The 23,979-nt window shown below is 63.4% G+C and carries 26 protein-coding genes; 20 read left to right on the top strand and 6 right to left on the bottom strand.

The features are described from left to right. The first annotated feature begins 114 nt into the window (after positions 1-114). From fabA to EU803_RS11420, 4 genes are all read left to right on the top strand, one after another. Positions 115-624 carry a bifunctional 3-hydroxydecanoyl-ACP dehydratase/trans-2-decenoyl-ACP isomerase gene (gene fabA, locus EU803_RS11435; protein ID WP_129683707.1) on the top strand — a complete coding sequence of 170 codons (510 nt, stop codon included), beginning with the start codon at positions 115-117 and terminating at the stop codon, positions 622-624. 4 nt (positions 625-628) lie between these two features. After that, complete coding sequence (locus EU803_RS11430) at positions 629-1,204, top strand: YdeI/OmpD-associated family protein (RefSeq protein WP_207209193.1); 576 nt, start codon at positions 629-631, stop codon at positions 1,202-1,204. Between the two features lie 122 nt (positions 1,205-1,326). Next, complete coding sequence (fabB, locus tag EU803_RS11425; protein ID WP_129682918.1) at positions 1,327-2,556, top strand: beta-ketoacyl-ACP synthase I; 1,230 nt, start codon at positions 1,327-1,329, stop codon at positions 2,554-2,556. A 126-nt stretch (positions 2,557-2,682) separates the two neighbouring features. Then, on the top strand, positions 2,683-3,483 hold the full coding sequence (locus tag EU803_RS11420) for an enoyl-ACP reductase (protein WP_129682916.1): 801 nt from the start codon (positions 2,683-2,685) through the stop codon (positions 3,481-3,483). Between the two features lie 211 nt (positions 3,484-3,694). Here the strand turns inward: EU803_RS11420 and EU803_RS11415 are convergent, their stop codons facing one another. Continuing rightward, on the bottom strand, positions 3,695-4,129 hold the full coding sequence (locus EU803_RS11415) for a peptidylprolyl isomerase (protein ID WP_129682914.1): 435 nt from the start codon (positions 4,127-4,129) through the stop codon (positions 3,695-3,697). Between the two features lie 173 nt (positions 4,130-4,302). Here EU803_RS11415 and EU803_RS11410 point away from each other — a divergent pair, with 173 nt between their 5' ends. The 8 genes from EU803_RS11410 (at position 4,303) to EU803_RS11375 (ending at position 12,016) form a co-directional block, all read left to right on the top strand. Beyond that, entirely contained in the window at positions 4,303-4,980 is a 678-nt protein-coding gene (locus tag EU803_RS11410; protein WP_129682913.1) for a haloacid dehalogenase type II, read from the top strand. Beyond that, on the top strand, positions 4,980-5,801 hold the full coding sequence (locus tag EU803_RS11405; protein WP_129682911.1) for an alpha/beta hydrolase: 822 nt from the start codon (positions 4,980-4,982) through the stop codon (positions 5,799-5,801). Before EU803_RS11410 ends, EU803_RS11405 begins: the two co-directional genes overlap by 1 nt. Then, positions 5,798-6,769, top strand: a complete 972-nt coding sequence (locus tag EU803_RS11400; RefSeq protein WP_129682909.1) for a threonine/serine dehydratase — start codon at positions 5,798-5,800, stop codon at positions 6,767-6,769. The genes EU803_RS11405 and EU803_RS11400 overlap by 4 nt, the downstream gene beginning before the upstream one ends. Before the next feature lie 74 nt (positions 6,770-6,843). Beyond that, positions 6,844-8,049 (top strand): endonuclease/exonuclease/phosphatase family protein, encoded by a 1,206-nt coding sequence (locus tag EU803_RS11395; RefSeq protein ID WP_129682907.1) that lies wholly within the window; start codon positions 6,844-6,846, stop codon positions 8,047-8,049. Continuing rightward, complete coding sequence (gene pcaD, locus EU803_RS11390; RefSeq protein WP_129682905.1) at positions 8,042-8,842, top strand: 3-oxoadipate enol-lactonase; 801 nt, start codon at positions 8,042-8,044, stop codon at positions 8,840-8,842. Before EU803_RS11395 ends, pcaD begins: the two co-directional genes overlap by 8 nt. Further along, a complete protein-coding gene (locus tag EU803_RS11385) occupies positions 8,835-9,542 on the top strand; it encodes an alpha/beta fold hydrolase (protein WP_129682903.1) in 708 nt (235 codons plus the stop codon). The genes pcaD and EU803_RS11385 overlap by 8 nt, the downstream gene beginning before the upstream one ends. Before the next feature lie 75 nt (positions 9,543-9,617). Beyond that, positions 9,618-10,829, top strand: coding sequence for a TCR/Tet family MFS transporter (locus tag EU803_RS11380; protein ID WP_129682901.1), 1,212 nt, complete (start codon positions 9,618-9,620; stop codon positions 10,827-10,829). Positions 10,830-10,927: 98 nt separating this feature from the next. After that, positions 10,928-12,016 (top strand): zinc-binding dehydrogenase, encoded by a 1,089-nt coding sequence (locus tag EU803_RS11375; RefSeq protein ID WP_129682899.1) that lies wholly within the window; start codon positions 10,928-10,930, stop codon positions 12,014-12,016. A gap of 2 nt (positions 12,017-12,018) precedes the next feature. On the opposite strand, the gene EU803_RS11370 is transcribed toward EU803_RS11375, so the two are convergent. Beyond that, the gene (locus EU803_RS11370; RefSeq protein WP_165352827.1) at positions 12,019-12,447 is read right to left on the bottom strand and encodes a GNAT family N-acetyltransferase; all 429 of its coding nucleotides are present in this window, start codon (positions 12,445-12,447) and stop codon (positions 12,019-12,021) included. Between the two features lie 28 nt (positions 12,448-12,475). Between EU803_RS11370 and EU803_RS11365 the strand changes: the two genes are divergently transcribed. From EU803_RS11365 to glpK, 7 genes are all read left to right on the top strand, one after another. After that, complete coding sequence (locus EU803_RS11365; RefSeq protein ID WP_129682895.1) at positions 12,476-13,705, top strand: mandelate racemase/muconate lactonizing enzyme family protein; 1,230 nt, start codon at positions 12,476-12,478, stop codon at positions 13,703-13,705. A 67-nt stretch (positions 13,706-13,772) separates the two neighbouring features. Then, positions 13,773-14,363 (top strand): TetR/AcrR family transcriptional regulator, encoded by a 591-nt coding sequence (locus tag EU803_RS11360; protein ID WP_129682893.1) that lies wholly within the window; start codon positions 13,773-13,775, stop codon positions 14,361-14,363. 634 nt (positions 14,364-14,997) lie between these two features. Continuing rightward, a complete protein-coding gene (locus EU803_RS11355) occupies positions 14,998-15,681 on the top strand; it encodes a PspA/IM30 family protein (protein WP_129682891.1) in 684 nt (227 codons plus the stop codon). A gap of 12 nt (positions 15,682-15,693) precedes the next feature. After that, positions 15,694-15,981, top strand: coding sequence for a hypothetical protein (locus EU803_RS11350; protein WP_129682889.1), 288 nt, complete (start codon positions 15,694-15,696; stop codon positions 15,979-15,981). A gap of 74 nt (positions 15,982-16,055) precedes the next feature. Further along, positions 16,056-16,709 (top strand): lysophospholipid acyltransferase family protein, encoded by a 654-nt coding sequence (locus tag EU803_RS11345; RefSeq protein ID WP_129682888.1) that lies wholly within the window; start codon positions 16,056-16,058, stop codon positions 16,707-16,709. Next, entirely contained in the window at positions 16,706-17,644 is a 939-nt protein-coding gene (locus tag EU803_RS11340) for a phosphatidate cytidylyltransferase (RefSeq protein ID WP_129682886.1), read from the top strand. The genes EU803_RS11345 and EU803_RS11340 overlap by 4 nt, the downstream gene beginning before the upstream one ends. 83 nt (positions 17,645-17,727) lie before the next feature. Next, positions 17,728-19,215, top strand: coding sequence for a glycerol kinase GlpK (gene glpK, locus EU803_RS11335; RefSeq protein WP_129682884.1), 1,488 nt, complete (start codon positions 17,728-17,730; stop codon positions 19,213-19,215). Here glpK and EU803_RS11330 read toward each other — a convergent pair. From EU803_RS11330 to msrB, 4 genes are read right to left on the bottom strand one after another with little or no spacing between them, the layout of a single operon-like run. Continuing rightward, positions 19,194-19,865, bottom strand: a complete 672-nt coding sequence (locus EU803_RS11330) for a hypothetical protein (RefSeq protein WP_129682882.1) — start codon at positions 19,863-19,865, stop codon at positions 19,194-19,196. The two genes, glpK and EU803_RS11330, sit on opposite strands and share 22 nt — an antisense overlap. A 13-nt stretch (positions 19,866-19,878) precedes the next feature. Further along, complete coding sequence (locus EU803_RS11325; protein ID WP_207209203.1) at positions 19,879-21,348, bottom strand: protein adenylyltransferase SelO; 1,470 nt, start codon at positions 21,346-21,348, stop codon at positions 19,879-19,881. Between the two features lie 12 nt (positions 21,349-21,360). Further along, on the bottom strand, positions 21,361-21,870 hold the full coding sequence (gene msrA / locus EU803_RS11320) for a peptide-methionine (S)-S-oxide reductase MsrA (RefSeq protein WP_129682878.1): 510 nt from the start codon (positions 21,868-21,870) through the stop codon (positions 21,361-21,363). Between the two features lie 3 nt (positions 21,871-21,873). Beyond that, the gene (gene msrB, locus EU803_RS11315; RefSeq protein WP_129682876.1) at positions 21,874-22,320 is read right to left on the bottom strand and encodes a peptide-methionine (R)-S-oxide reductase MsrB; all 447 of its coding nucleotides are present in this window, start codon (positions 22,318-22,320) and stop codon (positions 21,874-21,876) included. A 354-nt stretch (positions 22,321-22,674) separates the two neighbouring features. Here msrB and EU803_RS11310 point away from each other — a divergent pair, with 354 nt between their 5' ends. Then, a complete protein-coding gene (locus EU803_RS11310; RefSeq protein WP_129682874.1) occupies positions 22,675-23,865 on the top strand; it encodes a site-specific integrase in 1,191 nt (396 codons plus the stop codon). Positions 23,866-23,979 lie beyond the last annotated feature (114 nt).

Below are 23,979 nucleotides of genomic sequence, written 5' to 3'. Positions count from 1 at the left end.
ATTCAAATGAAAACGGGCCCGACAAGGGCAGACGTCCCGCGCGCCGCGCTTGCCCTGCTTCGGTCCCCGGTGATAGACGGGCTGAAACGGATCAGAGGAATGGATACGCCCGGCATGGCCCAATACCCCACAAGTTTCGACAAGGATGACCTGCTGAAATGCGCCCGCGGCGAATTGTTCGGCCCCGGCAACGCGCAGCTTCCGGCCCCGCCGATGCTGATGATGGACCGCATCACCGACATCTCGGGTGATGGCGGCCTGCACGGCAAGGGCCATGTGGTGGCAGAATTCGACATTACCCCCGACCTGTGGTTCTTCGACTGCCACTTTCCCGGCAACCCGATCATGCCGGGGTGCCTTGGCCTTGACGGGCTGTGGCAGCTGACCGGCTTCAACCTTGGCTGGCGCGGTTGGCAGGGCCGCGGCTATGCGCTGGGTGTGGGCGAGGTCAAGCTGACCGGCATGGTCCGCCCGGACCGCAAGATGCTGACCTACAAGGTCGATTTCACCAAGGCCGTGCAGACCCGCCGCCTGACCATGGGCGTCGCCGACGGTATCGTCGAGGCCGATGGCGAGGTGATCTATCAGGTTACGGGCATGAAGGTCGCGCTAAGCGAGAGCTGAGCGGTTGGCCCTGATCCCCACCGATCCTGTCGCGTTTCCGACGCGGCAGGAGTTGCGGAGCTGGTTCACCGCGCACCACGAAACGCATCAACAGCTTTGGGTGCGCATCTTCAAGAAAGGGTCGGGCACGCAATCCGTGACCTGGGATGACTGCGTGATCGAGTCGATTGCCTGGGGCTGGATCGACGGCATCAAGCAACGGTGCGACGAGGCGTCCTACTTTCAGCGCCTGACCCCGCGCCGCCCCCGATCCAATTGGTCACAGCGCAATTGCACCCATGCAGATCAGTTGATCCGCGACGGGTTGATGATGCCCCCCGGTCTTGCACAGGTTGAGGCCGCGAAGGTCGATGGCCGCTGGGATGCGGCCTATGCCGGTTCGCGCGACATGGAGATTCCGACCGATTTCCTGGCCAAGCTGGACGAAAACCCAGAGGCCAGAGCTTTCTACGCCACGCTCAACCGGGCGAACCTTTTCGCGATCTACCACCGGCTGCATTCCGCGAAGAAGCCCGAAACCCGCGCGCGCCGGATGGAACAGATCATCGCGCAGCTTGGCCAGCAGAAGAAATTCTATTGAAGGGCACAGGCCGCGGACCGGCGCAACGGCGAGGGGGTCAATCCCGAACCGGCGCCTGCTAATTGCTTGCCCCCTCCCCGCCCCTGTCCTACACACGATCAAGGACTGAAAAGGAGCCGTTCATGCGCCGTGTCGTCGTAACAGGACTTGGGATCGTATCGCCGATTGGCAACAACGCCGCAGAGGTGGACGCCGCCCTGCGCGCTGGCAAATCGGGGATCGAGGCGGTGCCGGAGATGGCAGAGCGCGGGTTCCGCAGCCAGATTGCCGGGACGCTCAAGATCGACGTGGCCGAGCATGTGGACAAACGGACCCTGCGGTTCATGGGGCCGGGTGCCGCCTATGCCCATATCGCCATGGGGCAGGCCATCGCCGACGCAGGTCTGGACGAAAGCCTGGTTTCCAACCCGCGCACCGGGCTGATTGCCGGATCCGGCGGGCCATCGACCAGCGCCATGTTCGCCGCGCATCAGGTGGTTCTGAACTCGGGCAGCCCGAAGCGGATCGGGCCGTTCGCGGTGCCGAAATGCATGTCGTCGACCATCTCGGCCAACCTGTCGACCGCCTATAAGATCAAGGGGATCAACTATTCGATCACCTCGGCCTGCTCCACCTCGCTGCATTGCATCGGCAACGCGGCCGAACAGATCATGCTGGGCAAACAGGACGTGATGTTCGCCGGCGGGGGCGAGGAACTGGACTGGACCCTGTCCTGCCTGTTCGACGCCATGGGCGCGATGTCGTCCAAATATAACGACACGCCGACAAAGGCGTCGCGCGCGTTCGACGCGGGCCGCGACGGGTTCGTGATCGCGGGCGGCGGCGCAATCGTGGTGCTGGAAGACTACGAGTACGCCAAGGCGCGCGGCGCGAAGATTTACGCCGAAGTCACCGGCTTTGCCGCCACATCGGACGGGCACGACATGGTCGCGCCGTCGGGCGAAGGCGGCGAACGGGCCATGCGCGAGGCGTTGCGGACCCTGCCCGAGGGCCGCAAGGTCAGCTACATCAACGCACACGGCACCTCGACCCCGGTCGGGGATGTGGGTGAGGTGCAGGCGGTGCGCCGGGTCTTTGGTGACGGATCGACGCCGCCGATCTCCTCGACCAAGTCGATGACCGGGCACAGCCAGGGCGCGACCGGTGCGCAGGAAGCCATCTATTGCCTGCTGATGTTGCAGGGCGACTATATCGCCCCGTCGATCAACGTCGAAACGCTGGACCCGGAATTGAAGCCGGCCGAGATTGCCACCAGCCTCGTTGAAAACGCGGGCCTTGATACGGTGATGACCAACAGCTTTGGCTTTGGCGGCACCAACGGGTCGATGCTTTTGTCCCGGCTGGCCGACTAAAGGTCAGGTTTTCACGGGCATGTCTTGCTGAAAATCTCTATGATTGTCAGCCAACAGATGGTTTACGCTGCGGCAAGTGGTTGCCGCGGCGACCAGTTCAGCAGCTAGAAGAACGGAGTGCACGGCATGACCATTTCCATGGAAGGCAAGCGCGGGTTGATCATGGGCGTGGCCAACGACCGGTCCATCGCCTGGGGGATCGCGCGGGAAATGCACAAGGCCGGGGCGGAACTCGCGTTCAGCTATCAGGGCGAAAACCTGAAAAAGCGGGTCGGGCCGCTGGCGGCAGAGGCCGGGTCCGACATTCTGATCGAAGCGGATGTACTGGATGATGCCTCGCTCGACCGGGCCTTTGCGGAACTGAAGGACAAGTGGGGCAAGATCGATTTCCTCGTTCACGCCATCGCATATTCCGACAAGGACGAGCTGACCGGGCGGTTCATCAACACCAGCCGCGCCAATTTCCAGAACTCGATGACGATCAGCTGCTATAGCTTCATCGACGTGGCCCGCCGCGCGGCGGAGATCATGACCGATGGCGGCACGCTCCTGACCCTGACCTATCAGGGGTCCAGCCGGGTCACCCCCTATTACAACGTCATGGGCGTGGCCAAGGCCGCGCTCGAGGCATCGGTGCGCTATCTGGCCGACGATCTGGGCCCGCAGGGGATCCGGGTTAACGCGATCAGCCCCGGCCCGATGAAAACCCTTGCCGGGGCCGCCATCCGCGGCGCCCGCCGCACCTTCCGCCATACCGAGGAAAACGCGCCGCTGCGCCAGAACGCCAGCCTTGCCTCGGTCGGTGGGACGGCGGTCTACCTTGCGTCGGACGCAGGAATGCACACCAGCGGGGAAATCATCCGCGTCGATGGCGGCTATCACGTGATGGGGATGCCGCATATCGACAACCTAGGGCAGCCGGGCTGATCCATCTGGCGGGGTGGGTTGAAACCCACCTTGCGTTCAGGGGCTCTGCCCCTCTGGCCCGTACCGGGCCATTCACCCCGGGATATTTTTGACCCAAAGAAGGGGGCTGGACTCAGCGTCCATACTTCTTTGGGCCTCAAATATCCTCTGGGGGTCCGGGGGGCGAAGCGCCCCCGGGTAAGGTGGGTTTTAACCCACCGCCCCCAAAAGTTCAGGCCGCGTCGAAGCTGACCAGTTCGATATCGAAAATCAGGTCTTGCCCGGCCAGCCGGTGATTGGCGTCAAGGACCACTTCGGTCTCAGTCGCCTCGACCACGGTCACGGGAACGACCTGCCCGTTGGGGGCCTGCATCTGCAACATGGTGCCCGGATCGGTCGGGATGTGATCGGGGATCTCGGCGCGTGGGATCGCCTGACGCGCGGAGGGATCGGCCTCGCCGTAGGCTTCGGCGCAGGGCACATCGACGGTTTTCTTGTCGCCGACCGCCATGCCCGGAATGGCCTTGTCCAGCCCGGGAATGATCTGTCCGGACCCCACGGTAAACTCCAGCGGGTCACGGCCCTGGCTGGAATCAAAAACTTCGCCCGTCTTCAGGGTGCCGGTGTAGTGAAGGCGCACGGTGTCGCCCGCTTTGACTTGCGTCATGATAGGTCCAATCTGTTTTGGGGGTGCGAATTTCGAAGGCCGCGTCTCTCGCGGGTGCTTCTGAAGTGATGGGGGCACCCTAAGGATCGTTGCCCCGGAATGCAAACGGGCCTTCCCAAACCGCCCTGTCCCGTGCCAACCTGCGGCAACAACAGAAAATTTCCGGGGGCTTCATGACGATCACAACCTGCATCTTCGATGCCTATGGCACTTTGTTCGACGTCAACGCCGCGGCCCGGCAGGTTGCCGAGGAACCCGGACAGGACAAATTGGCCGAGGTCTGGCCGAAACTGTCGGCCGATTGGCGCGCCAAGCAACTGGAATACAGTTGGCTGCGGACCATTGCCGACCGTCATATCGATTTCTGGCAGGTTACGCAGGATGGGCTGGACTGGGCGATGGATGCAGCGGGCCTGCATGACAACGCCCTGCGCGCCCGGCTCTTGGCTGTTTACAAGGAACTTCCCGCCTACCCCGAGGTCCCGGCCATGCTGGAGGCGCTGAAAGCCAGGGGGATGAACATCGCGATCCTGTCAAACGGATCGCCTACGATGCTGGTATCCGCCGTGCGCTCCGCTGGGATCGGCCAATGGTTGGACGATGTGCTGTCGGTCGAAGAGGTGGGCGTCTTCAAGCCGCACCGCGCGGTCTATGATCTGGTCTTCGACCGCTACGGCGAAACGCAGGACAAGGTCCTGTTCGTGTCGTCGAACGGCTGGGACGTGTCCGGGGCCGCCGGATACGGGTTCACGACCATTTGGGCCAACCGGGCGGGCCTGCCCGCCGACCGGCTGTGGGCCAGCCCGCACCGCATCCTGCGCGACCTGAGCGAGATCCCGGACCTGATCTGATGCCCCATATCACCGCCGCCGACGGCACCCGCCTGTATTACGAGGAAGCAGGCAGCGGCCTGCCCGTGCTTGCCCTGCCCGGGCTGACCCGCAACACCACCGATTTCGACCATGTCGCCGCCCATCTTCCCGGCGTCCGCCTGATCCGCATGGACTATCGCGGACGGGGCCGGTCTGACTGGGCCGATCCCGCCACCTATACCGTCCCGCAAGAGGCGCAGGATGCGCTGGCGCTGCTGGACCATCTGGGCGTGGAAAAGACCGCGATCCTTGGCACCTCGCGCGGGGGGCTGATTTCCATGGTGCTGGCGATGATCGCCAAGGACCGGCTGCTTGGCGTGGCCCTGAACGACATCGGCCCGGTGATCGAAAACCGGGGCCTGTCGGTCATCAAGGACTACGTCGGCCGCAACCCGGCGCAAAAGACCTATGCCGAGGCGGCAGAGTTCCGAGACCGCAACTGGGTGCATTTCAAGAACGTGCCGATGTCGCGCTGGCTGCAAGAGGTCGCCCAGCATTACGAGGAAACCGACAAGGGCCTTGTCATCCGCTATGACCCGGCCCTGCGCGGTCCGGTTCTGGCCGCCTTCGACACCACCCCGCCGGATTTGTGGCCGCTGTTCGATGCCTTCGACGGCCTGCCGCTGGCCCTGATCCGGGGTGCGAATTCGGACCTTCTGTCGGTCAAAACCGCCGATGAAATGGCCCGCCGCCACCCCGGCCTGATCCGCGCCGAAGTGCCCGACCGGGGCCATGTGCCATTTCTGGACGAACCCGAAGCCGTCGCCGCGCTGCATCGCTGGCTGGAGGAAATGCAATGAACATCGACATGATCCGCGCCGCAGCCGGGCGGCTGAAGGGCCATGCCCTGCGCACGCCGCTTTTGGCCTCGCCGTTTCTGGATGAGATCGCGGGCCGCCGTGTGCTGCTGAAACCCGAGTGCTTGCAGCACACCGGCAGCTTCAAGTTTCGGGGTGGCTGGTCTGCCGTGTCCGCCCTGTCGGACGATCAGCGCAAGGCGGGCGTCATCGCCTTTTCCAGCGGCAACCATGCGCAGGGCGTGGCCCGTGCTGCCCGCGAAATGGGTGCGCCTGCCGTGATCATCATGCCCGCCGACGCGCCCAAAGTGAAAATCGACAACACCCGCGGTCTGGGGGCCGAGGTGGTTCTGTACGACCGTGAGACCGAGGACCGGGACGAGATCGGCGCGGCCCTGTCCGCTGAACGCGGACTGACCCTGATCAAGCCTTTCGACGAACCGCAGGTGATCGCCGGACAAGGCACCACGGGGCTTGAGATTGCCGAGGATGCCAAGGCGCTGGGGATCGACACCGCCGATGTGCTTGTCTGCTGCGGCGGTGGCGGTCTGACCTCGGGCATCGCGCTGGCCTGCGCGGCGGATGCGCCCGGCCTGCGCGTCCGCCCGGTCGAGCCGGAGGGGTTCGACGATGTGAAACGCTCGCTTGCGACCGGCACGGTCCAGACCAATGCCCGCAAATCCGGGTCGATCTGCGACGCGATCATCACCCCCCGCCCCGGCGACCTGACATTCCCGATCATGAAGCGGCTGTGCGGACCCGGGATCGCAGTGCCCGAGGAAGACTGCCGCCGCGCCATGGCTGCCGCCTTTAACCACCTGCGGGTAGTGATCGAACCGGGCGGCGCGGTGGCGCTTGCCGCGGCCCTTTATCACGGTGACCAGATTGAGGGCGACGCGGTCATCTGCACCGCTTCGGGCGGCAACGTCGATGCCGACCTCTTTGCCGGGGTGCTGCGCGACTATGGCTAGTGGCCGCCGGGCGATTTGACATCGCCCCGACCCCGCCCCACCATTCGCGGCGATAGCGCCCGGAAGGACAGCCCATGACCCGTTTCACGATTGCCAGTTTCAACGTCAAGAACCTGATCGGCCCGGACAAGGAATACTACGAATTCCAGACCTACACGCCCGAGGAATACGCGTGGAAAAAGGACTGGCTGGCGGATCAGGTGCTGACGATGGACGCCGACATTGTCGGCTTTCAGGAGATATTCGAGGAAGAGGCGCTGCGCGATGTGGTCGCCGAGGCGGACGCGCGCGGCATCGCCGCCAACAGCGCCAATATCCCCGATGCGTCCAAGCGGTATCACCGCAAGGCGATCTTCCGAAAACTGGCCTATACCCCCTATTCCGGCGCGGCGCTGGCCTTTGCCCCGAATGCCGCCGACGGCGAACCGGGCCAGCGGCGACCGGGCGTTGCGATCCTGTCCCGGTTCGGGTTCGCCGAAGCCCCGCAAATCCTGCAGGATCTGCCCGACCCGCTGGAGATCCCTTTCCAGCCCCTGCGCGGGCTGGAAGATGGCGACAGCGGCATGTTCCGCCTGCACCGCCTGTCCCGCCCGATCCTGAAGGTGCGTATCCCCGTGGGCGGAGAGGTCATTACCGTCTTCAACTGCCACCTGAAATCCAAATTGGGCGAATATATCAAACCAAAAGGGGCCGAATTCGCCCCGGAAGAGGTGCTGACCCGATATGATCCCATGGGCCGCGCAATGGGTAGCCTGCGGGCAGGTCTGCGCCGCATGGCCGAAGCATGGGTGCTGCGCGAGGCGATCATCGAAGAACTGGACGCGGGCCACCCGGTTGTGGTCATGGGCGATTTCAACGATGGCGAACATGCGGTCAGCTCGGAAATCATCGCCGGAGAGGTGCCATTCAAAAACTACAGCTGGATGCTGCGCCACGACGCCAAGGACTATTCGGACCGCTATACCAAGGAAGAAAACGCCCGCATCACCGAGATGGTCGAACGTGTCCGCCTGCATTCGGCGGAAAAGCTGTTCGTGCGGAAATCGTTGCGCGACATGGTCTTCACCTCGGCCTTCGGTGGGATCTATGAATCGATTGACCAGATCTACCTGTCGCGGCATTTCCACCCCGATTACAAGAAACGTATCGGCGAGATGGAATATTTCAGCGTGCTGAACGATCACCTGACCGACGGCTCGCATCCAGAGGCGCCCTATAACAAGCTCGCCTCGGACCACGGGCAGATCGTGGCCCATATGCGGATCGGCGAGGATGACTGAAACCTTTGTGGAGCGGGCAGGCATCCGCCTGTTCAGCCGGGTCGATGGCGCGTCTGACCCTGCTGCGCCGACAGTGGTCTTTGCCAATTCGCTTGGCACCGACCTGTCGATCTGGGACGGGGTGGTGGCCGACCTGCCCGCCGGTGTGCGGATCATCCGCTATGACAAGCGCGGGCATGGCCGGTCGGATGTGCCGCCTGCCCCCTATACCATGGGCGCGCTCGTCTCTGATGCCGAGGCGGTCTGTGATCACCACGAGGTGCGCGACTGTGTCTTTGTCGGCCTGTCCATCGGCGGGATGATCGCGCAAGGGTTGGCGGTAAAGCGACTGGACCTGATCCGGGCGCTGGTCCTGTCCAACACGGCCGCGAAAATCGGGTCGCCCGCCCAATGGCGCGACCGGATCGAGGCGGTCCGCGCAGGCGGTGTCGAGGTGCTGGCCGATGCCACGATGGAACGTTGGTTTTCCCGCGACTTCCGCGAGGCGGGCAAACATCTGCCGTGGCGTGCCCATCTGGCCGCCTGCCCGGCAGAGGGTTACATCGGCTGCGCCGCCGCCATCGCGGGCACGGATTTCTACACGCCCACCAGCGGGCTGCGCCTGCCGACCCTTGGCATCGCCGGGTCCGAAGACGGGTCGACCCCGCCGGACCTTGTCCGCGAAACCGTGGACCTGATCCCCGGATCGCGGTTCGAACTGATGCGGCGGGTCGGGCACGTGCCCTGCATCGAAGACCCCGCTGGCTATGCGGCCCTGCTGACGGGATTTCTGAAAGAGATCGGCCATGTCTGACTTTCTTCTGGTGCACGGCTCCGGGCATGGTGCGTGGTGCTGGGATCGCGTGGTCCCGGCGCTGGAAAGGCTGGGCCACAGTGCCCGCGCCATTGACCTGCCCGGCGCGGGCGACGACCCGACGCCGCATGATCAGGTGACGCTGGCGCGCTATGCGCAGGCCGTCGCCGATGCGGTGAAAGGCGGCGAAGTGCTGGTCGGTCATTCCGCCGGTGGCTATGCGATCACCGCCGCGGCGGAGTTGGTGCCGGACCGAATTGACCGGCTGATCTACCTCTGTGCCTATGTGCCGGTCCCGGGAATGACACTTGCCGACCGGCGGCGCTCGGCGCCCAGCCAGCCGCTCATGGACGCCGTCAGCGTGGATGCAGGGCGCATTGCCTTTACCGTGGACCCGGCCAAGGCCGCGTCGAAGTTCTACAATGACATGGATGAAACGCTTGCGGCTTGGGCCGTGTCGAAGCTGCGCCCGCAGCCCATCGCACCACAGGAAACCGTGGTGGACCTGCGCCGCTCTCCGGCCCTGCCCCGGCGCTATATCCGCTGCATGAACGACCAGACGATCCCGCCGGAGTTTCAGGTCACAATGACCGAAGACTGGCCGCCCGATACGGTAACTGAAATGCCGACATCGCATTCGCCCTTCCTGTCGGACCCCGACGGGCTGGCCGCGATCCTGGACCGGTTCGCGCGGGACTGACGCAGCAAGAGGGTTGCAAAACGAACCAACCGGTTTAGATCGGGGGAACCTTTGCCACCCTCGTGCGAGTGCCCCATGAAAAACCGCTATGCGATTGCCTTTATCCTGATCACGGTCGTGATGGATTCCATGGGCGTCGGCCTGATCATGCCAGTCATGCCGCGCCTGATCCAAGAGGTGCACGGCGGCGATCTTGGCAATGCCGCGATCTGGGGTGGGGTTCTGGCCACGGCCTTTGCGGTCATGCAATTCCTGTTCGGCCCCACCGTGGGCAGCCTGTCCGACCGCTACGGGCGGCGGATTGTCCTGCTGACCTCGCTGTTGTTCATGGCGCTTGATTACGTCCTGATGGCCGTGGCCTGGACCATCTGGCTGTTGCTGATCGGGCGGGTAATTGGCGGGATCACAGCAGCGACCCATTCGACCGCGAACGCCTATATGGCCGATATTTCCAAGCCCGAGGAAAAGGCCGCGAATTTCGGGCTTGTCGGTGCGGCCTTCGGCCTTGGCTTTGTTCTGGGGCCAATCATCGGCGGGCTTTTGGCCGGATGGGGCATCCGCGCGCCCTTCTATGCCGCGGCGGTTCTGGCGGCGTCGAATATGGTGTTCGGCTGGCTGGTGCTGCCCGAAACCGTGACCGACGCAATCCGCCGTCCGTTTAGCTGGCGGCGCGCAAACCCGATGGGGGCGTTCAAGCATATCGGCGACCTGCCGGGGTTGAAGCGGCTGATGTTGATCGTCTTCGTCTATGGCATCGCCTTTTTCGTCTACCCGGCGGTCTGGGCCTATTTCGGGATGGAGCGCTTCGGCTGGTCCGAACAGATGGTCGGCCTGTCACTGGGTGCCTTCGGCATCTCGATGGCGGTCGTTCAGGCGGTGCTGATCCGACCGATCATCGCCCGGCTGGGGGAGCGCAAGACCGTGGTCCTTGGGCTGGGGCTGGACGTGGTTGCCTTTGTTGCGCTGGGTTTCGTTGAAAACGGCTGGATCGCGCTGGCGATGACCCCGATCACCGCGCTTGGGTCCATCGCGGGTCCGGCGTTGCAAGGGATCATGTCGCGCACCGCGCCCGATGATCAGCAGGGCGAATTGCAGGGCACGCTCGCGTCGATCAACGCGGTGGGCATGATCATTGCGCCGCTCCTGATGACGCAGATTTTCTGGTATTTCACCAGCGACAGCGCGCCCTTCTACCTACCCGGCGCGCCATTCCTTCTGTCGGCGGCGCTGGTCGCGGGCAGTATCGCGATTTTCCTCGCGGACAGGCCGCAGACCCAACCCGCCTGACCTGTCCCCTCCGCGACGTCGCCTGTCGTTTCAGGGGCTTGCGCGACTCAGGGCCATCGGCGCACCCTGCGCCGAAATGCGGGAAAAGGGAGAGGCGCATGGCACAGGTAAAGGCGGCGGTTTGCCACGAATTCGGCAAACCCCTCGTGGTGGAAAACGTAGAGCTTCGGGCCCCCATCGCGGGCGAGGTCGAAGTGACCCTTGCCGCCTGCGCGATCTGCCATTCCGACATCACCTACGCCTCGGGCGCGTGGGGTGGGTCGCTTCCGGCGGTCTACGGGCACGAGGCGGCGGGACACGTCAGCGCGGTCGGCGCCGGCGTCAGCGGGATCAAGGTTGGCGATCCGGTCGTCGTTACCCTGATCCGGTCCTGCGGCACCTGTGCGCCCTGTTCGTCGGGCAAGCCGACGATCTGCGACACCGCCTATGATGGCGACCACGGTCCGCTGAAGACCACCGATGGCGGCAAGCTGCATCAGGCGATGGCGACCGGAGGCTTTGCCGAAAAGGTAGTCGTGGACCAAAGTCAGGTCGTGCGCCTGCCCGACAGCATGGACCTTGTGGCCGCGTCGCTTCTGGCGTGCGGTGTGATTACCGGCGTCGGGGCCGTGGTGAATGCCGCCGCCCTGCGCGCCGGTCAGGACGTGGTGGTGATTGGCGCGGGCGGCGTCGGGCTAAACGCGATTCAGGGCGCGCGGATCGCCGGTGCCCGCCGGATCGTCGCCGTTGACATGTCTGAAGAGAAACTGGCCATCGCCCGCGATTTCGGCGCGACCGATACGGTGCTGGCGACCGACCCGGAACCCTGGCGCGTGGCCAAGGATGCAATGGGCCGTGGGGCCGATGCCGTTTTGGTGACCGTCGGGGCCGCCCCGGCCTATGACGCCGCACCGCGTTATATCGCCAAGGGCGGCAAGGTCATCATGGTCGGCATGCCCGCGACTGGGGCCGAAAGCCACTACGAGGCCGCCAATTTCGCCGCCGCCGGTCAGGCGATGGTCGGCTCGAAAATGGGCGACACGGTGATCAAGCGCGACATCCCCTGGATGGTGGACCTGTATGAACAAGGACGGTTGAAGCTGGATGAACTGGTGTCCGGCCGCTGGAGCCTTGACCAGATCAACGAGGCGATCGAGGACACCAAATCCGGATCGGCCAAGCGCAACGTGATTGTGTTCACGAGCTGATGTCAGTCGGGGTCAAAGGCACCATCCCAGGCGAAACCGGCAATGGTCTGTTCGGTTCCTTTCAGCTTGCGATAAAGCCCGAGGGCCGGATCATTGTCCGGCTCCGTGCCCAGCCAGACCCCATCACAACCCATCGCCCGCGCCGCGTCGATCAGCGCCGCGGTCACAGCCGTCGCAATGCCCTGCCGCTGAAATTCTTCGCGGGTCCCAACCTCGTTGATGAACATCGACGGGGCCTTGTCGGGGTGCAGCAGGACCGTGCCGCTGGCAAATCCCAAGATATCTCCGCCCTTGATCGCCACGACCATGCGGTGAAGATCGCTGCCCAGAAAGGCGCGGGCCTGTGCCAGATCGACGGGATTGTCGAACAGACCCGGCCGCACATTCAGCACAAGGTCAAGGTCGTCGGGGCGCAAGATCCTGATTTCCATCGGGGCCTCATTTCCAAAGGACGTCACCATGAAACTAGCTGATCTTGATATCATCGTCACCTCGCCCCCGGCGCCCGGCTGGGGCGGGCGATACTGGATCCTTGTGAAGGTCACGACCGATACCGGGATCATTGGTTGGGGCGAATGCTATGCCTCCTCGGTCGGTCCGGATGCGATGACCCATGTCATCCGCGACGTGTTCGAACGGCATATGGCCGGGGAAAACCCTGAAAATATCGAACTCATGTTCCGGCGGGTCTATTCCTCGGGCTTCACGCAGCGGCCGGACCTGACGGTGATCGGCGCGTGGTCGGGGCTTGAGATCGCCTGCTGGGACATTCTGGGCAAGGACCGCGACCGCCCGGTGCATGCGCTGATCGGCGGACGGGTCAATGACCGTATCCGCGCCTATACCTATCTTTATCCGACCCGCAAAACCCACAGCCTGCCCGCCTTCTGGGTTGATGCACAGATGGCCGCCGAAAGCGCCGCCGACATGGTCGACAAAGGCTATACGGCGGTGAAATTCGATCCGGCGGGCCCCTATACCATCCGGTCGGGCCACATGCCGTCAATGCGCGACATCAGCCGGTCGATCGAGTTCTGCGAGGCGATCCGGGGCGCCGTTGGCGACAAGGCCGACCTGTTGTTCGGCACCCATGGCCAGTTTTCGACCGGCGGCGCAATCCGCATGGGCGCGGCCATCGCCCCCTATTCGCCGCTTTGGTACGAAGAGCCGATCCCGCCGGACACCCTGCGCGAGATGCAGAAGGTGGCCGAGGCGGTGACAATCCCTGTCGCCACCGGCGAACGCCTGACCACCACCCGCGAATTTGCCGAGGCGCTGCGGTCGGGCGTCCAGATCCTGCAGCCCGCCCTTGGCCGGTCCGGTGGCATCTGGGAAACCCGCAAGATCGCCGTTCTGGCCGAGGCATGGAATGCGCAGATGGCCCCGCACCTTTATGCCGGTCCCATCGAATGGGCCGCCAATGTGCAGCTTGCCGCCGCCATCCCGAATATCCTTATGGCCGAAACCATCGAAACCGATTTCCACGCCGCGCTGATCCGCGACACGATCCGGGTCGAGGGGGGCTATATCACCGTGCCCGATGCACCCGGTCTGGGGATCGAAGTGGACGAAGAATTGGCCCGCGCCAACCCGTTCACCGGATATGGTCTCCACCTCGAGGCGCAGCAGGCCCCGGTCAGCTATCACGAGGAAAACGTGTTCGAAGGGGGGGCACCGGTCAAAGCCTGACCGGCGCCTATTCCCTTTTCTCGGCGCGGACCCTAGAATTGAACGCAGTTCAAAATCAGGGGCAGCCATGGCACGCAAGACCGAAGAACGCCGCGCGGCGCTGCGCGAGACGCTGATCGACATCGCCGAGCGGGTGATCCGTCAGGACGGGATCGGGGCGCTGAAGGCCCGTGACCTTGCGAAAGAAGCGGGTTGCGCCCTTGGCGCGATCTATAACGTCTTTGGCGATCTCAATGACCTTGTGCTGGAGGTGAACGCCCGCACCTTCCGCCGCCTTGGCCTCACCGTGTCCGAGGCTCTGGCAGAGGCCCCTGCCGAACCTGTGGCGCAGCTGATCGCCATGTCGCGGGGATATCACCGGTTTGCCGAGGCCAATCGCCCGGCCTGGCGCGCGATGTTCGATATCGACCGCCCCGCCGGACAAAGCGCGCCGGACTGGTATCTGGCCGAAATGGCGCGGCTGTTTGCCTATATCGACGCGCCGCTGGCCGTGCTGTTCACCGATCTGGCCGTGGACGACCGGCACCTTCTGGCCCGCGCGCTGTTTTCATCCGTCCACGGGATCGTCGCCCTTGGACTGGACGAAGCCAGCGCCGGGGTGCCCCCGGAACAGATCGACCGGATGATCACGCTGATCCTAGAACGGATGACGGCCTGACGGACCGAGCGGCTTTCGCTGCAAGCGTACTAATGGCGGCTTTGAAGTCTCCGTCTCCCTTACCTTTCACTTGCTTTGGAGTGAGCGACAATGCCATTTTCAATCAGATGAAATTGCTTATTTGAGCGATGTGAGATGTACATTTTTTCAAACGTTTTTGCTGGGAGTGTGCGTATCGTTGATCGGCTCGTGTTCGGTAAGAAAAATTTGACCACGATGCAGATAGACCTAAGAACACTCGCATGTTTTGTCGGCTTTGTGATTGCTCTACTTGCTGGCCTAGGTGCGGTGAGTGATATGCAATCCGATGCAGCCTCATTCTTCGTTTGGCTTGCCATTAGCTATCCTTTGGCTTGCTTGTTCATCGCGAGACACCAAAGAAGTGGCCGCTGAGTTTCTTTTCTTGCCGCGCTCAATAAGTAGACTTTGGTGTGCAGCGCAGCATCCCGCATTGTGGGCTCGTAGCCGCTGATCGCTACTTTCACATAGAAAGCTTGGTTTAAGATGCGATCGGGCTATCCGACGGGTTACACTCTCCCGCTGACACTGTGAACGCTGTTCAATTTTCTCTTGAACGAATCGCACAACGCTCTTATTTCCGCATTATGAACGATGTTCACGAAAGGACGCGACGATGTTCAAGACACTTGCAACCCTGATCAACGGGGCGAATGCACGGGCCGAAGACCGGGTCCGCGATGCCTTTGCCATCGAATTGATCGACCAGAAGATCCGCGAGGCCGAGGCCAGCTTGAAGGCCGCCAAGGCAACGCTGGCCACCCTGATCCAGCGCCAGCGCTCGGAACAGAAACAGCGCGACACGCTGAACGGCCGGATCAAGGATCTGACCCGCCGCGCTGAAGAAGCGCTTGAGGCCGGGCGTGACGACATGGCCGAGGAAGCCGCCCGCGCCATCGCCACGATGGAAAACGAACGCAGCATCCGCGATGGCACGCTCGACCGGCTGGATCACAAGATCCTGCGCCTGCGATCGTCGATCGAAGCCGGGCACCGCCGCATCATCGACCTGAAGCAGGGTGCAATTCAGGCCCGCGCGGTCCGCCGCGAACAGCAGATCCAGACCCGGCTGAACACCACTATCGGCCAATCGGCCGCCGTGGACGAGGCAGAGGAACTGATTTCCCGCGTACTGGGCCGCGACGACCCGTTCGAACAGTCCGAGATCCTGCGCGAGATCGACCGAGACCTGTCGAGCGATACCTTGGTCGACCGGATGGCCGACGAAGGGTTTGGCCCGTCCGACAGGACCACGGCCAGCGACGTTCTGAACCGCCTCAAGGCGAAAACGAAGAAGTAAGGAGCACATCCCATGTTCAACGCAACCCGCAACGAAAATTCCGTCATCATGAACTTCAACCTTTTCGGCGTCATCATCGCCTACGGCATGCTGGGCCTGTCCCTCTACATGTCGCCGGACGTGCCGCTGTCGACCAAGGGTTACTGGGGGATCGGTATCCTTCTTCTGACCCTCAGCCTTGTGAACTTCGTGAAATACCGGTTTGACGAGCGCCTGTCCGAAGACCGCCTGCAGCGGCTGGAAGACGCCCGCAACGAGAAACTGCTGTCCGACTATGTCGGCCGCGACGAGGACGTCTGAACCAAGACAGGGGGCTGGACATTTCCGGCCCCTTTTCCCTTTTCTTGGCGGCCCAGTCAGGCCAAGGTTTCCCCATGATCACCAGCAACCCCACCCTTCGCCGGATCGCGGCCCGCTTTGTCGGCCACTCCATCCGACTGTTCGCGCGTTTCACCACCGCCGTCCGGGCGGATTGGAAAGGGATTGAACCGGTCCAGCGCCAAAGGGTCTATTTCGCCAATCACGTGTCGAACGGGGACATGCCGATGATCTGGTCGGTCCTGCCCCCGGCCCTGCGCCGCCAGACCCGCCCCGTGGCGGCCGCCGACTACTGGCTGAAGACCCCGCTGCGCGCCTTCATCGGGCCAGAGGTGTTCAACTGTGTCCTGATCGACCGGCGGCCAGAGGTGGATGACAAGCCAATGGACAAGATCATCGCCGCCATCGACGAGGGCGCCAGCCTGATCATCTTTCCCGAAGGCAACCGCAACATGGGCGACGATCCCCTGCTGCCGTTCAAGGCGGGGCTGTATAACATCGGGCGGCTGCGCCCTGATGTGGACCTTGTGCCCACATGGGTCGCCAACCTGAACCACATCATGCCGAAGGGAGAGGTCGTGCCCCTGCCGCTGATCTGCACGGTCACTTTCGGCACCCCGATTCATGTGGGCCCCGGGGAAGACAAGGACGCCTTTCTTGACCGGGCGGCGCAGGCGCTTTTGGAGACGCGGCCGGAGGATCGGGTATGAGCACCACCGGTGAACTGATCCTTCTGACACTCGGCGCCTTCGGAGTGCTGATCGTGATGACCGTGATTGGCGATGCGGCCCGCCTGCGCATGCCGCAGGGGCGTACCAGCGTCATGGTCGAAACCTATATGACCCGGGTCCAAAGCTGGTGGGCCATGGTGATCCTTTTGTCGCTGGCCCTGCTGTTGGGCGTGGCGGGGGTCAGCCTTCTGTTCGCCGTCGCGGGCTTTGCCGCCCTGCGCGAATTCCTGACGCTGACCACGAAATCGCGGGCGGATCATTGGGCGCTGGCGCTTGGGTTCTTCGTGGTGCTGCCCTTGCAGTTCATCTTCGTCGGCTTTGGCTGGGCCGGGCTGTTCACGGTGTTTGTGCCGGTCTATGCCTTCCTTCTGTTGCCCGTCATCTCGGCCCTGCGGGGCAATTCCGACAGGTTCCTGATGCGGGTGGCCGAAACCCAATGGGGGCTGATGATCGCCGTCTATTGCCTGAGCCACGTTCCGGCGCTGATGACGCTGAACATTGACGGCTATGGCGGGCGCGAGGTGTTGCTGATCGCCTTTCTGGTGATCGTGGTGCAGGCGGGCGATCTGGTCGATCTCTACTTTGGACGGCGGTTCGGAAGGCGCAAGATCGCGCCCGGCATCAGCCCCAAGACGGTCGAAGGGGTGCTGGCCGGACTGGCCGCCGCTGTTGCCATCGGTGCGGTCCTCAACTGGATCACGCCCTTCGGGCTTTGGGGGGCCATCGGCATGGCGGCTGCCGCTTCGACCTCGGGCATGGCGGGCAATATCGTCTTTGCGGCGATCAAGCGGGACCGGGGCGTGAGGGATTGGTCGCATCTGATCCCGGGTCAGGGCGGGCTGATCGACCAGCTGGACAGCGTCATCTTCGCCGCGCCGATCTTCTACCACCTGTCGCATCTGGTCTGGACCTGAGCCACGGGTTGCCGGGGCACCGCCCTTGACTTATCGCCGCTTTCGGCCTGTTTTGCGCTAACACTGACATCCCGGAGGCCCGCATGACCCATATCCTTGCCATCGACCAGGGGACCACATCCAGCCGTGCGATCGTGTTCGACAAGGACATGCGGATCAGCGCCAGCGCGCAAGAGGAATTCGCCCAGCATTTCCCCGACAGCGGCTGGGTCGAACACGACCCCGAGGAGATCTGGGCCAGCACCGCGGGCACCTGCCGCGCGGCGATTGAAAAGGCCGGGCTGGCCCCGGCGGACATCGCCGCCATCGGCATTACCAACCAACGCGAAACCACGCTCGTCTGGGACCGGGCGACCGGCAAACCGGTCTACCGCGCGATCGTCTGGCAGGACCGGCGCACGTCGGCGTTCTGCGCCGAGTTGCGGGCGGCGGGCCATGACAAGACGATCACCGCCAAGACCGGGCTTCTGGCCGATCCCTATTTCTCGGGGACGAAGCTGAAGTGGATCCTCGATCATGTCGAGGGCGCACGCGACAGGGCGCGTCGGGGCGAACTCCTGTTCGGCACCGTCGACACCTGGCTGATCTGGAAGCTGACCGGTGGGGCGGCCCATGTGACCGACGCGACCAACGCCGCACGCACGATGCTGTATGATATCCACAATGGCCGCTGGTCCCGCACCATCTGCGACCTGTTCGATATCCCGATGGACATGCTGCCCGAGGTCAAGGACTGTGCCGCCGATTTCGGCGTGACCCGGCCCGACCTGTTCGGGCGCGAAATTCCGATCCTTGGGGTCGCCGGCGACCAGCAGGCCGCCACGGTCGGGCAGGCCTGTTTTGAACCGGGGATGCTGAAGTCTACCTATGGCACCGGCTGTTTCGCGCTGCTGAACACCGGCGACACGCCGGTGACTTCGAACAACCGCCTCCTGACGACCATCGCCTATCAGTTGGACGGCAAGTCGACCTATGCGCTGGAAGGGTCGATTTTCATCGCGGGCGCGGTGGTGCAGTGGCTGCGCGACGGGATCAAGATCATCCGCGAAGCGAAGGAAACCCAGCCACTGGCCGAAAGCGCAGATCCCCATCAGGAGGTGATCCTTGTGCCTGCTTTCGTGGGCCTTGGCGCGCCCTATTGGAACCCCGATTGCCGGGGCGCGATTTACGGGCTGACCCGTGGGTCCGGCCCGGCCGAATTCGCACGCGCGGCGCTGGAAAGCGTGGGTTACCAGACCCGCGACCTGCTGGAGGCGATGCAGGCCGATTGGAAGGCAGAAGGCGCACAGCCGACCCTGCGGGTCGATGGCGGCATGACGGCAAGCGATTGGGCAATGCAGTTCCTGTCGGATATCATCGACGCGCCGGTCGATAGGCCCGAAGTTCTGGAAACCACCGCGCTTGGCGCCGCATGGCTGGCCGGACAGCGGGCGGGCGTCTATCCGGGGATGGAAGAATTCGCCAGCGGGTGGATGCTGGACCGGACCTTCACGCCGACGATGGATGATGCCACCCGCGACCGGAAATACGCAGGCTGGAAACGGGCGGTTCAGGCCACGTTGTCGGTGTGATCTGACCCGGCGGCGTGGCCCGCCGCCCCGTCCAGAAGCGCCCGGTTGTCGCGGATGAAATCGCCGATCACGCTGGTCAGCCGCCCGGTTTCATGCCCCTTGGCATAGGCAAAGCCTGCGCTGGCCCCGATCAGCCCGCCGACGCTGTCGACGATCAGGTCCCACATCGTGTCCACGAGGCCCGATTTCTGCATGTTCAGCCCGAACATCTGGTCCATCGCGAATTCAAAGATTTCCCAGACCGCACCGATGGCGATGGCGAAGGACAGGGAAAAGATAAAGATGAAGAATGGTGTCGCCGCCAACCTGCGCCCCTGCGCCATCATCAGAACGATGACGGTTCCGATCAGCCCGAACCCGACGGCCGAGCCAGAGTGCAACATCACGTCCCACCACCAGAACCGTTCGTAGAAATCCCCGACCTCGCCCAGAAACAGCGTCCCGACGAGGAAGAAGATGATCGCGGCGACGAAACCCGGCGGAATGCGAATACCCGACCAGCGCTGAAACAGGATCGGCACCTGTGTCACGCCCAGTGTGACCAGTGACACGAAGGCCACGCTCCACCGTCCGGTCAGAAGCGCCGCGAGGGCGGTCAGCCCAAGCAGCCCCCAAAGGATCAAGGTCAGCCAATGGTGTTCACGCCGCATATCGGGCCTCCAGTCAGGTTCCGCAGAAGGTTGTATAGGGGCCGAAACTGTCGGGGGCGGGTGCGGCAAAAGCCTCAAGCCCCGGTCGTTCGGTATAGGGTTCGGCCAAAACCTCAAGCAGGGTTCTGAAGGGTCCGAAATCGCCCCCCGTGGCGGCGCTCAGCGCCTCTTCAACCTTGTGGTTGCGGGGGATGTAGATCGGGTTGGCCCGGTTCATCGCCGCGATCCGTTGGGCAGGGTCGGCGCGGTCGGCATCGAACCGCGCCTGCCAATGCTCCAGCCACCCGTCGAAGGGGGCGGGATCAAGGAACAGGGCGCGGGCGTTGTCGGGCTGCCCGCCTGCCGCCGCAGCCAACCGCCGAAACGCCTGCGTAAAATCGACCTGCTGGCCCTCCATCGCCGCGAAGAACCCGTTGGCCAGATCAAGGTCGGCCAGTTCGTCGCCGGTCAGCCCCAGTTTGGGCCGGACGCGGTTCAGCCATTTTTCCTGATAGATCGCGGGAAACTGTTCCAGCACCTCGGTCGCCTGCGCGACACCCCGGTCAAGGTCATCCGGCGCGATCAGCGGCACAAGGCACTCTGCCAATCGCGCAAGGTTCCATTGGGCGATCTTGGGCTGGCTGGCGTAGGCATAGCGCCCGTGGTGGTCGATCGAACTGAAGACCGCGTTCGGGTCGTAGATGTCGATAAAGGCGCAGGGGCCGTAGTCGATGGTTTCGCCCGAAATTGTCATGTTGTCGGTGTTCATCACGCCGTGGACAAAGCCCACCAGCACCCATTGCGCCAAAAGGTCCGCCTGACGGTCCTGCACCCGTTCGAAGAACCGCAGATAGCGGTCGGGCGCGCCGGTCAGATCCGGATCATGCCGGGCAATCGCGTAATCGGCCAGTTGCCGCAGCTTGTCCATCTCGCGCCGGGCCGCGAAAAACTGGAACGTTCCGACCCGCAGGTGCGAGGCGGCGACCCGCGCCAGGACCGCGCCAGGCTGCGGCCCATCCTGCCGGACGATGGTTTCGCCGGTGGTGACGGCGGCCAGCGCCCGAATGGTCGGGATACCCAGCGCATGCATCGCCTCGCCGATCAGAAATTCGCGCAGAACCGGGCCAAGCACCGCCTTGCCGTCGCCGCCGCGGGAAAACGGGGTGCGCCCCGACCCTTTAAGGTGGATATCGCGCCGCTTGCCGTTCCGGTCGATCACCTCGCCCAGAAGCAGCGCCCGGCCATCGCCCAGCTGCGGGGAAAAGCCGCCGAACTGATGCCCGGCATAGGCCATCGCAAGGGGGTGCGCCCCCAGCGGCGCGGTGCTGCCCGACAGGATCGCAGCCCCCTCAGACGTGTCCAGCGTGGCACCGTCCAGCCCCAGTTCCCCGGCCAGCCCGTGGTTGAACGCCACGATCTCCGGCCCGGGAACCTTGGCCCCCTCCCACGGGACATAAAGCCCGTCAAGATCGCGGGCATATGAGTTGTCGAAAGGGAACCGAATGGCCATCGCCGCCTATTCCGCCGCGTCGCGTTTCGGCAGGACCCATCCCGCGCGGGGGAAGTGGCAGGTATATCCACCCGGATGCCGGATCAGGTAATCCTGATGCTCTGGCTCGGCCTCCCAGAAATCACCGACAGGCTCCACCTCTGTCACCACCTTGCCGGGCCAGAGACCGGATGCGTCCACATCGGCAATGGTGTCCAGCGCGACGGCCTTCTGCGTATCGTCCACATAATAGATCGCCGACCGGTAGGACATGCCAAGGTCGTTGCCCTGACGGTTGCGGGTCGTCGGGTCATGGATCTGGAAGAAGTATTCCAGAATCTGCCGGTAGCTGGTCTGGTCGGGGTCGAAGACAATCTCGATCCCCTCGGCATGGGTGCCGTGGTTGCGATAGGTCGCGTTCGGGACATCCCCGCCGGTATAGCCGACGCGGGTGTGCACGACCCCCGGCTGTCGCCGGATCAGATCCTGCATCCCCCAGAAACAGCCGCCCGCAAGAACCGCGCGTTCTTCTGCCATGATCTAGCCCTCCACCTGGTCAAGATAGTCGCCATAGCCCTCGGCCTCCATCTCCTCTTTCGGGATAAAGCGCAGGGAGGCGGAATTGATGCAATAGCGCAGCCCGCCCATGTCGGACGGTCCGTCGGGGAAGACGTGGCCAAGGTGGCTGTCACCGTGTTTCGATCGGACCTCGACCCGGACCATCCCGTGCGAGGTGTCCCGCACTTCGATGATATTGTCATCGACGATGGGTTTGGCAAAGGCGGGCCAGCCGCATCCGGAATTGTATTTCATGGACGAAGCGAACAGAGGTTCCCCGGACACGATATCGACGTAAAGTCCGGGTTCGAAATGGTGGTCATATTCACCTGTGAACGGGCGTTCGGTGCCGTTTTCCTGGGTGACGCGATACTGTTCCGGCGTCAGGCGGGCGATGGCGTCGTCGGTCTTGGCAAATCGGCTGGTCAAGGACACCTCCTCTTGGGCTTTGTGACAGGACCCAGATGTGGGGGCGACCTTGGCTAATGTCCACAAATGTTTCAGCGGGCAGCGGCCCGGTCACATCCGGGTGATCCAAGCCCGGCAGCACAAGGGAAATGGCGATCCCTCGAGGACTCGAACCCCGAACCTGCTGATTAGAAGTTGGGGTCAGGCGGTTTCTCTGGCCTTCGCCAAATTTCGCTGAACTACGAAAAATGTCATTGATTCATATATTTACGTTGACGCGCGCTGCGCCCGACGCGCACAAACTACTCCAGATTTTGCTGCACGGTGCTTCCGTATTGCTTCCGGCAGAAACCCCCGATCTGGAGATGTTCTCGAATGTTCCGCCTGACAAAACGCTCCGTCGAAGCCCTCGCGATCCGCGACCGGGATTACCTGCTCTGGGACGGTGACGTTCCCGGCTTCGGTGTCCGGGTCTATCCCTCGGGCAAGAAGACCTACCTTGTTCAATATCGGAACGGGCGACGAACCCGGCGCTATACCATCGGCTCGCACGGCGTTCTGACCGCTGACCAAGCCCGCGCGGAGGCAAAGCGGCTTCTGGGCGATGTGCTGCGCGGAGAGGACCCTTCCGCCACCAGACAGGAGCGAAGGCAGGCCCCGACCGTCACGGCGCTCTGCGAGCGGTTTCTGCGCGACTACGCAGCGATCCATTGCAAGCCTTCAACCAATCGCTCTTACGAAATGCTGATCCGGCTGCACATCCGGCCCGCGCTTGGCCCGATGTTGATCAATGACGTGACCCGCGCCGATGTGGCCGCACTTCACCTGAAACTGAGCACCGACGCGCCCTATCAGGCCAACCGGGTGCTGGCATTGATCTCGAAGCTGTTCAACACGGCGCAGGATTGGGGGCTTCGCGCGGAAGGGTCCAACCCCGCGCACCGGATCAAGAAGAACCGCGAAGAGGAGAAGAAGCGCTATCTCTCGGAGGAAGAGCAAACCCGCCTTGGCCGCGTCTTGAACGAATGCCTCCAAGACGAAAGCGAAACCGTGTTCGTGATATCCGCGATCATGCTCTTGATGCTGACCGGGTGTCGCAGGAATGAGATAACCACCCTTCGGTGGGACTATATCCACTACACCCACCTCGACCTTCCCGACAGCAAGACCGGGCGGCGGCGTATCCCCCTGCCCCGCGATGCATACGATATCCTGATGAGTCTGCCCCGGCGTGACGGAAACCCCTACGTGATCCAAGGCATCACCCCGGACGGTTATCTAACGGATCTGGAACGGCCTTGGCGACGCATTCGGGAACGGGCCGGTCTGGAAGACGTGAGGCTTCACGACCTAAGGCACACCTACGCCAGTGTTGCCATGCAAAGCGGGATCGACCCGTTCACACTTAAAGAGATCATGGGGCATCGGAACCTGCAAACGACCCTGCGCTATGCCCACCTTGCGGACGACGCGGTTCAACGGGCGGCGGGGTCTGTCGCGGCGCGGCTTGCCGCCTCTATCGGCAGACAGGGCGGCGAAAGCAGGAAGCTACGTATCGTTACGTAGGGGGCCAGTCGCCCTATGTAACGTTATATAAGGGGCCGGTTGGCTCCAGCCGTTTCCTATATAATCTATATAAAGCCACCCCGACGATTAAGGCCCGAAGGATTTCAGAGTTGA

The sequence above is a fragment of the Loktanella sp. IMCC34160 genome (assembly GCF_004145845.1).
Taxonomy (GTDB): domain Bacteria; phylum Pseudomonadota; class Alphaproteobacteria; order Rhodobacterales; family Rhodobacteraceae; genus SELP01.
This window is presented reverse-complemented; position numbering and strand designations above follow the sequence as displayed.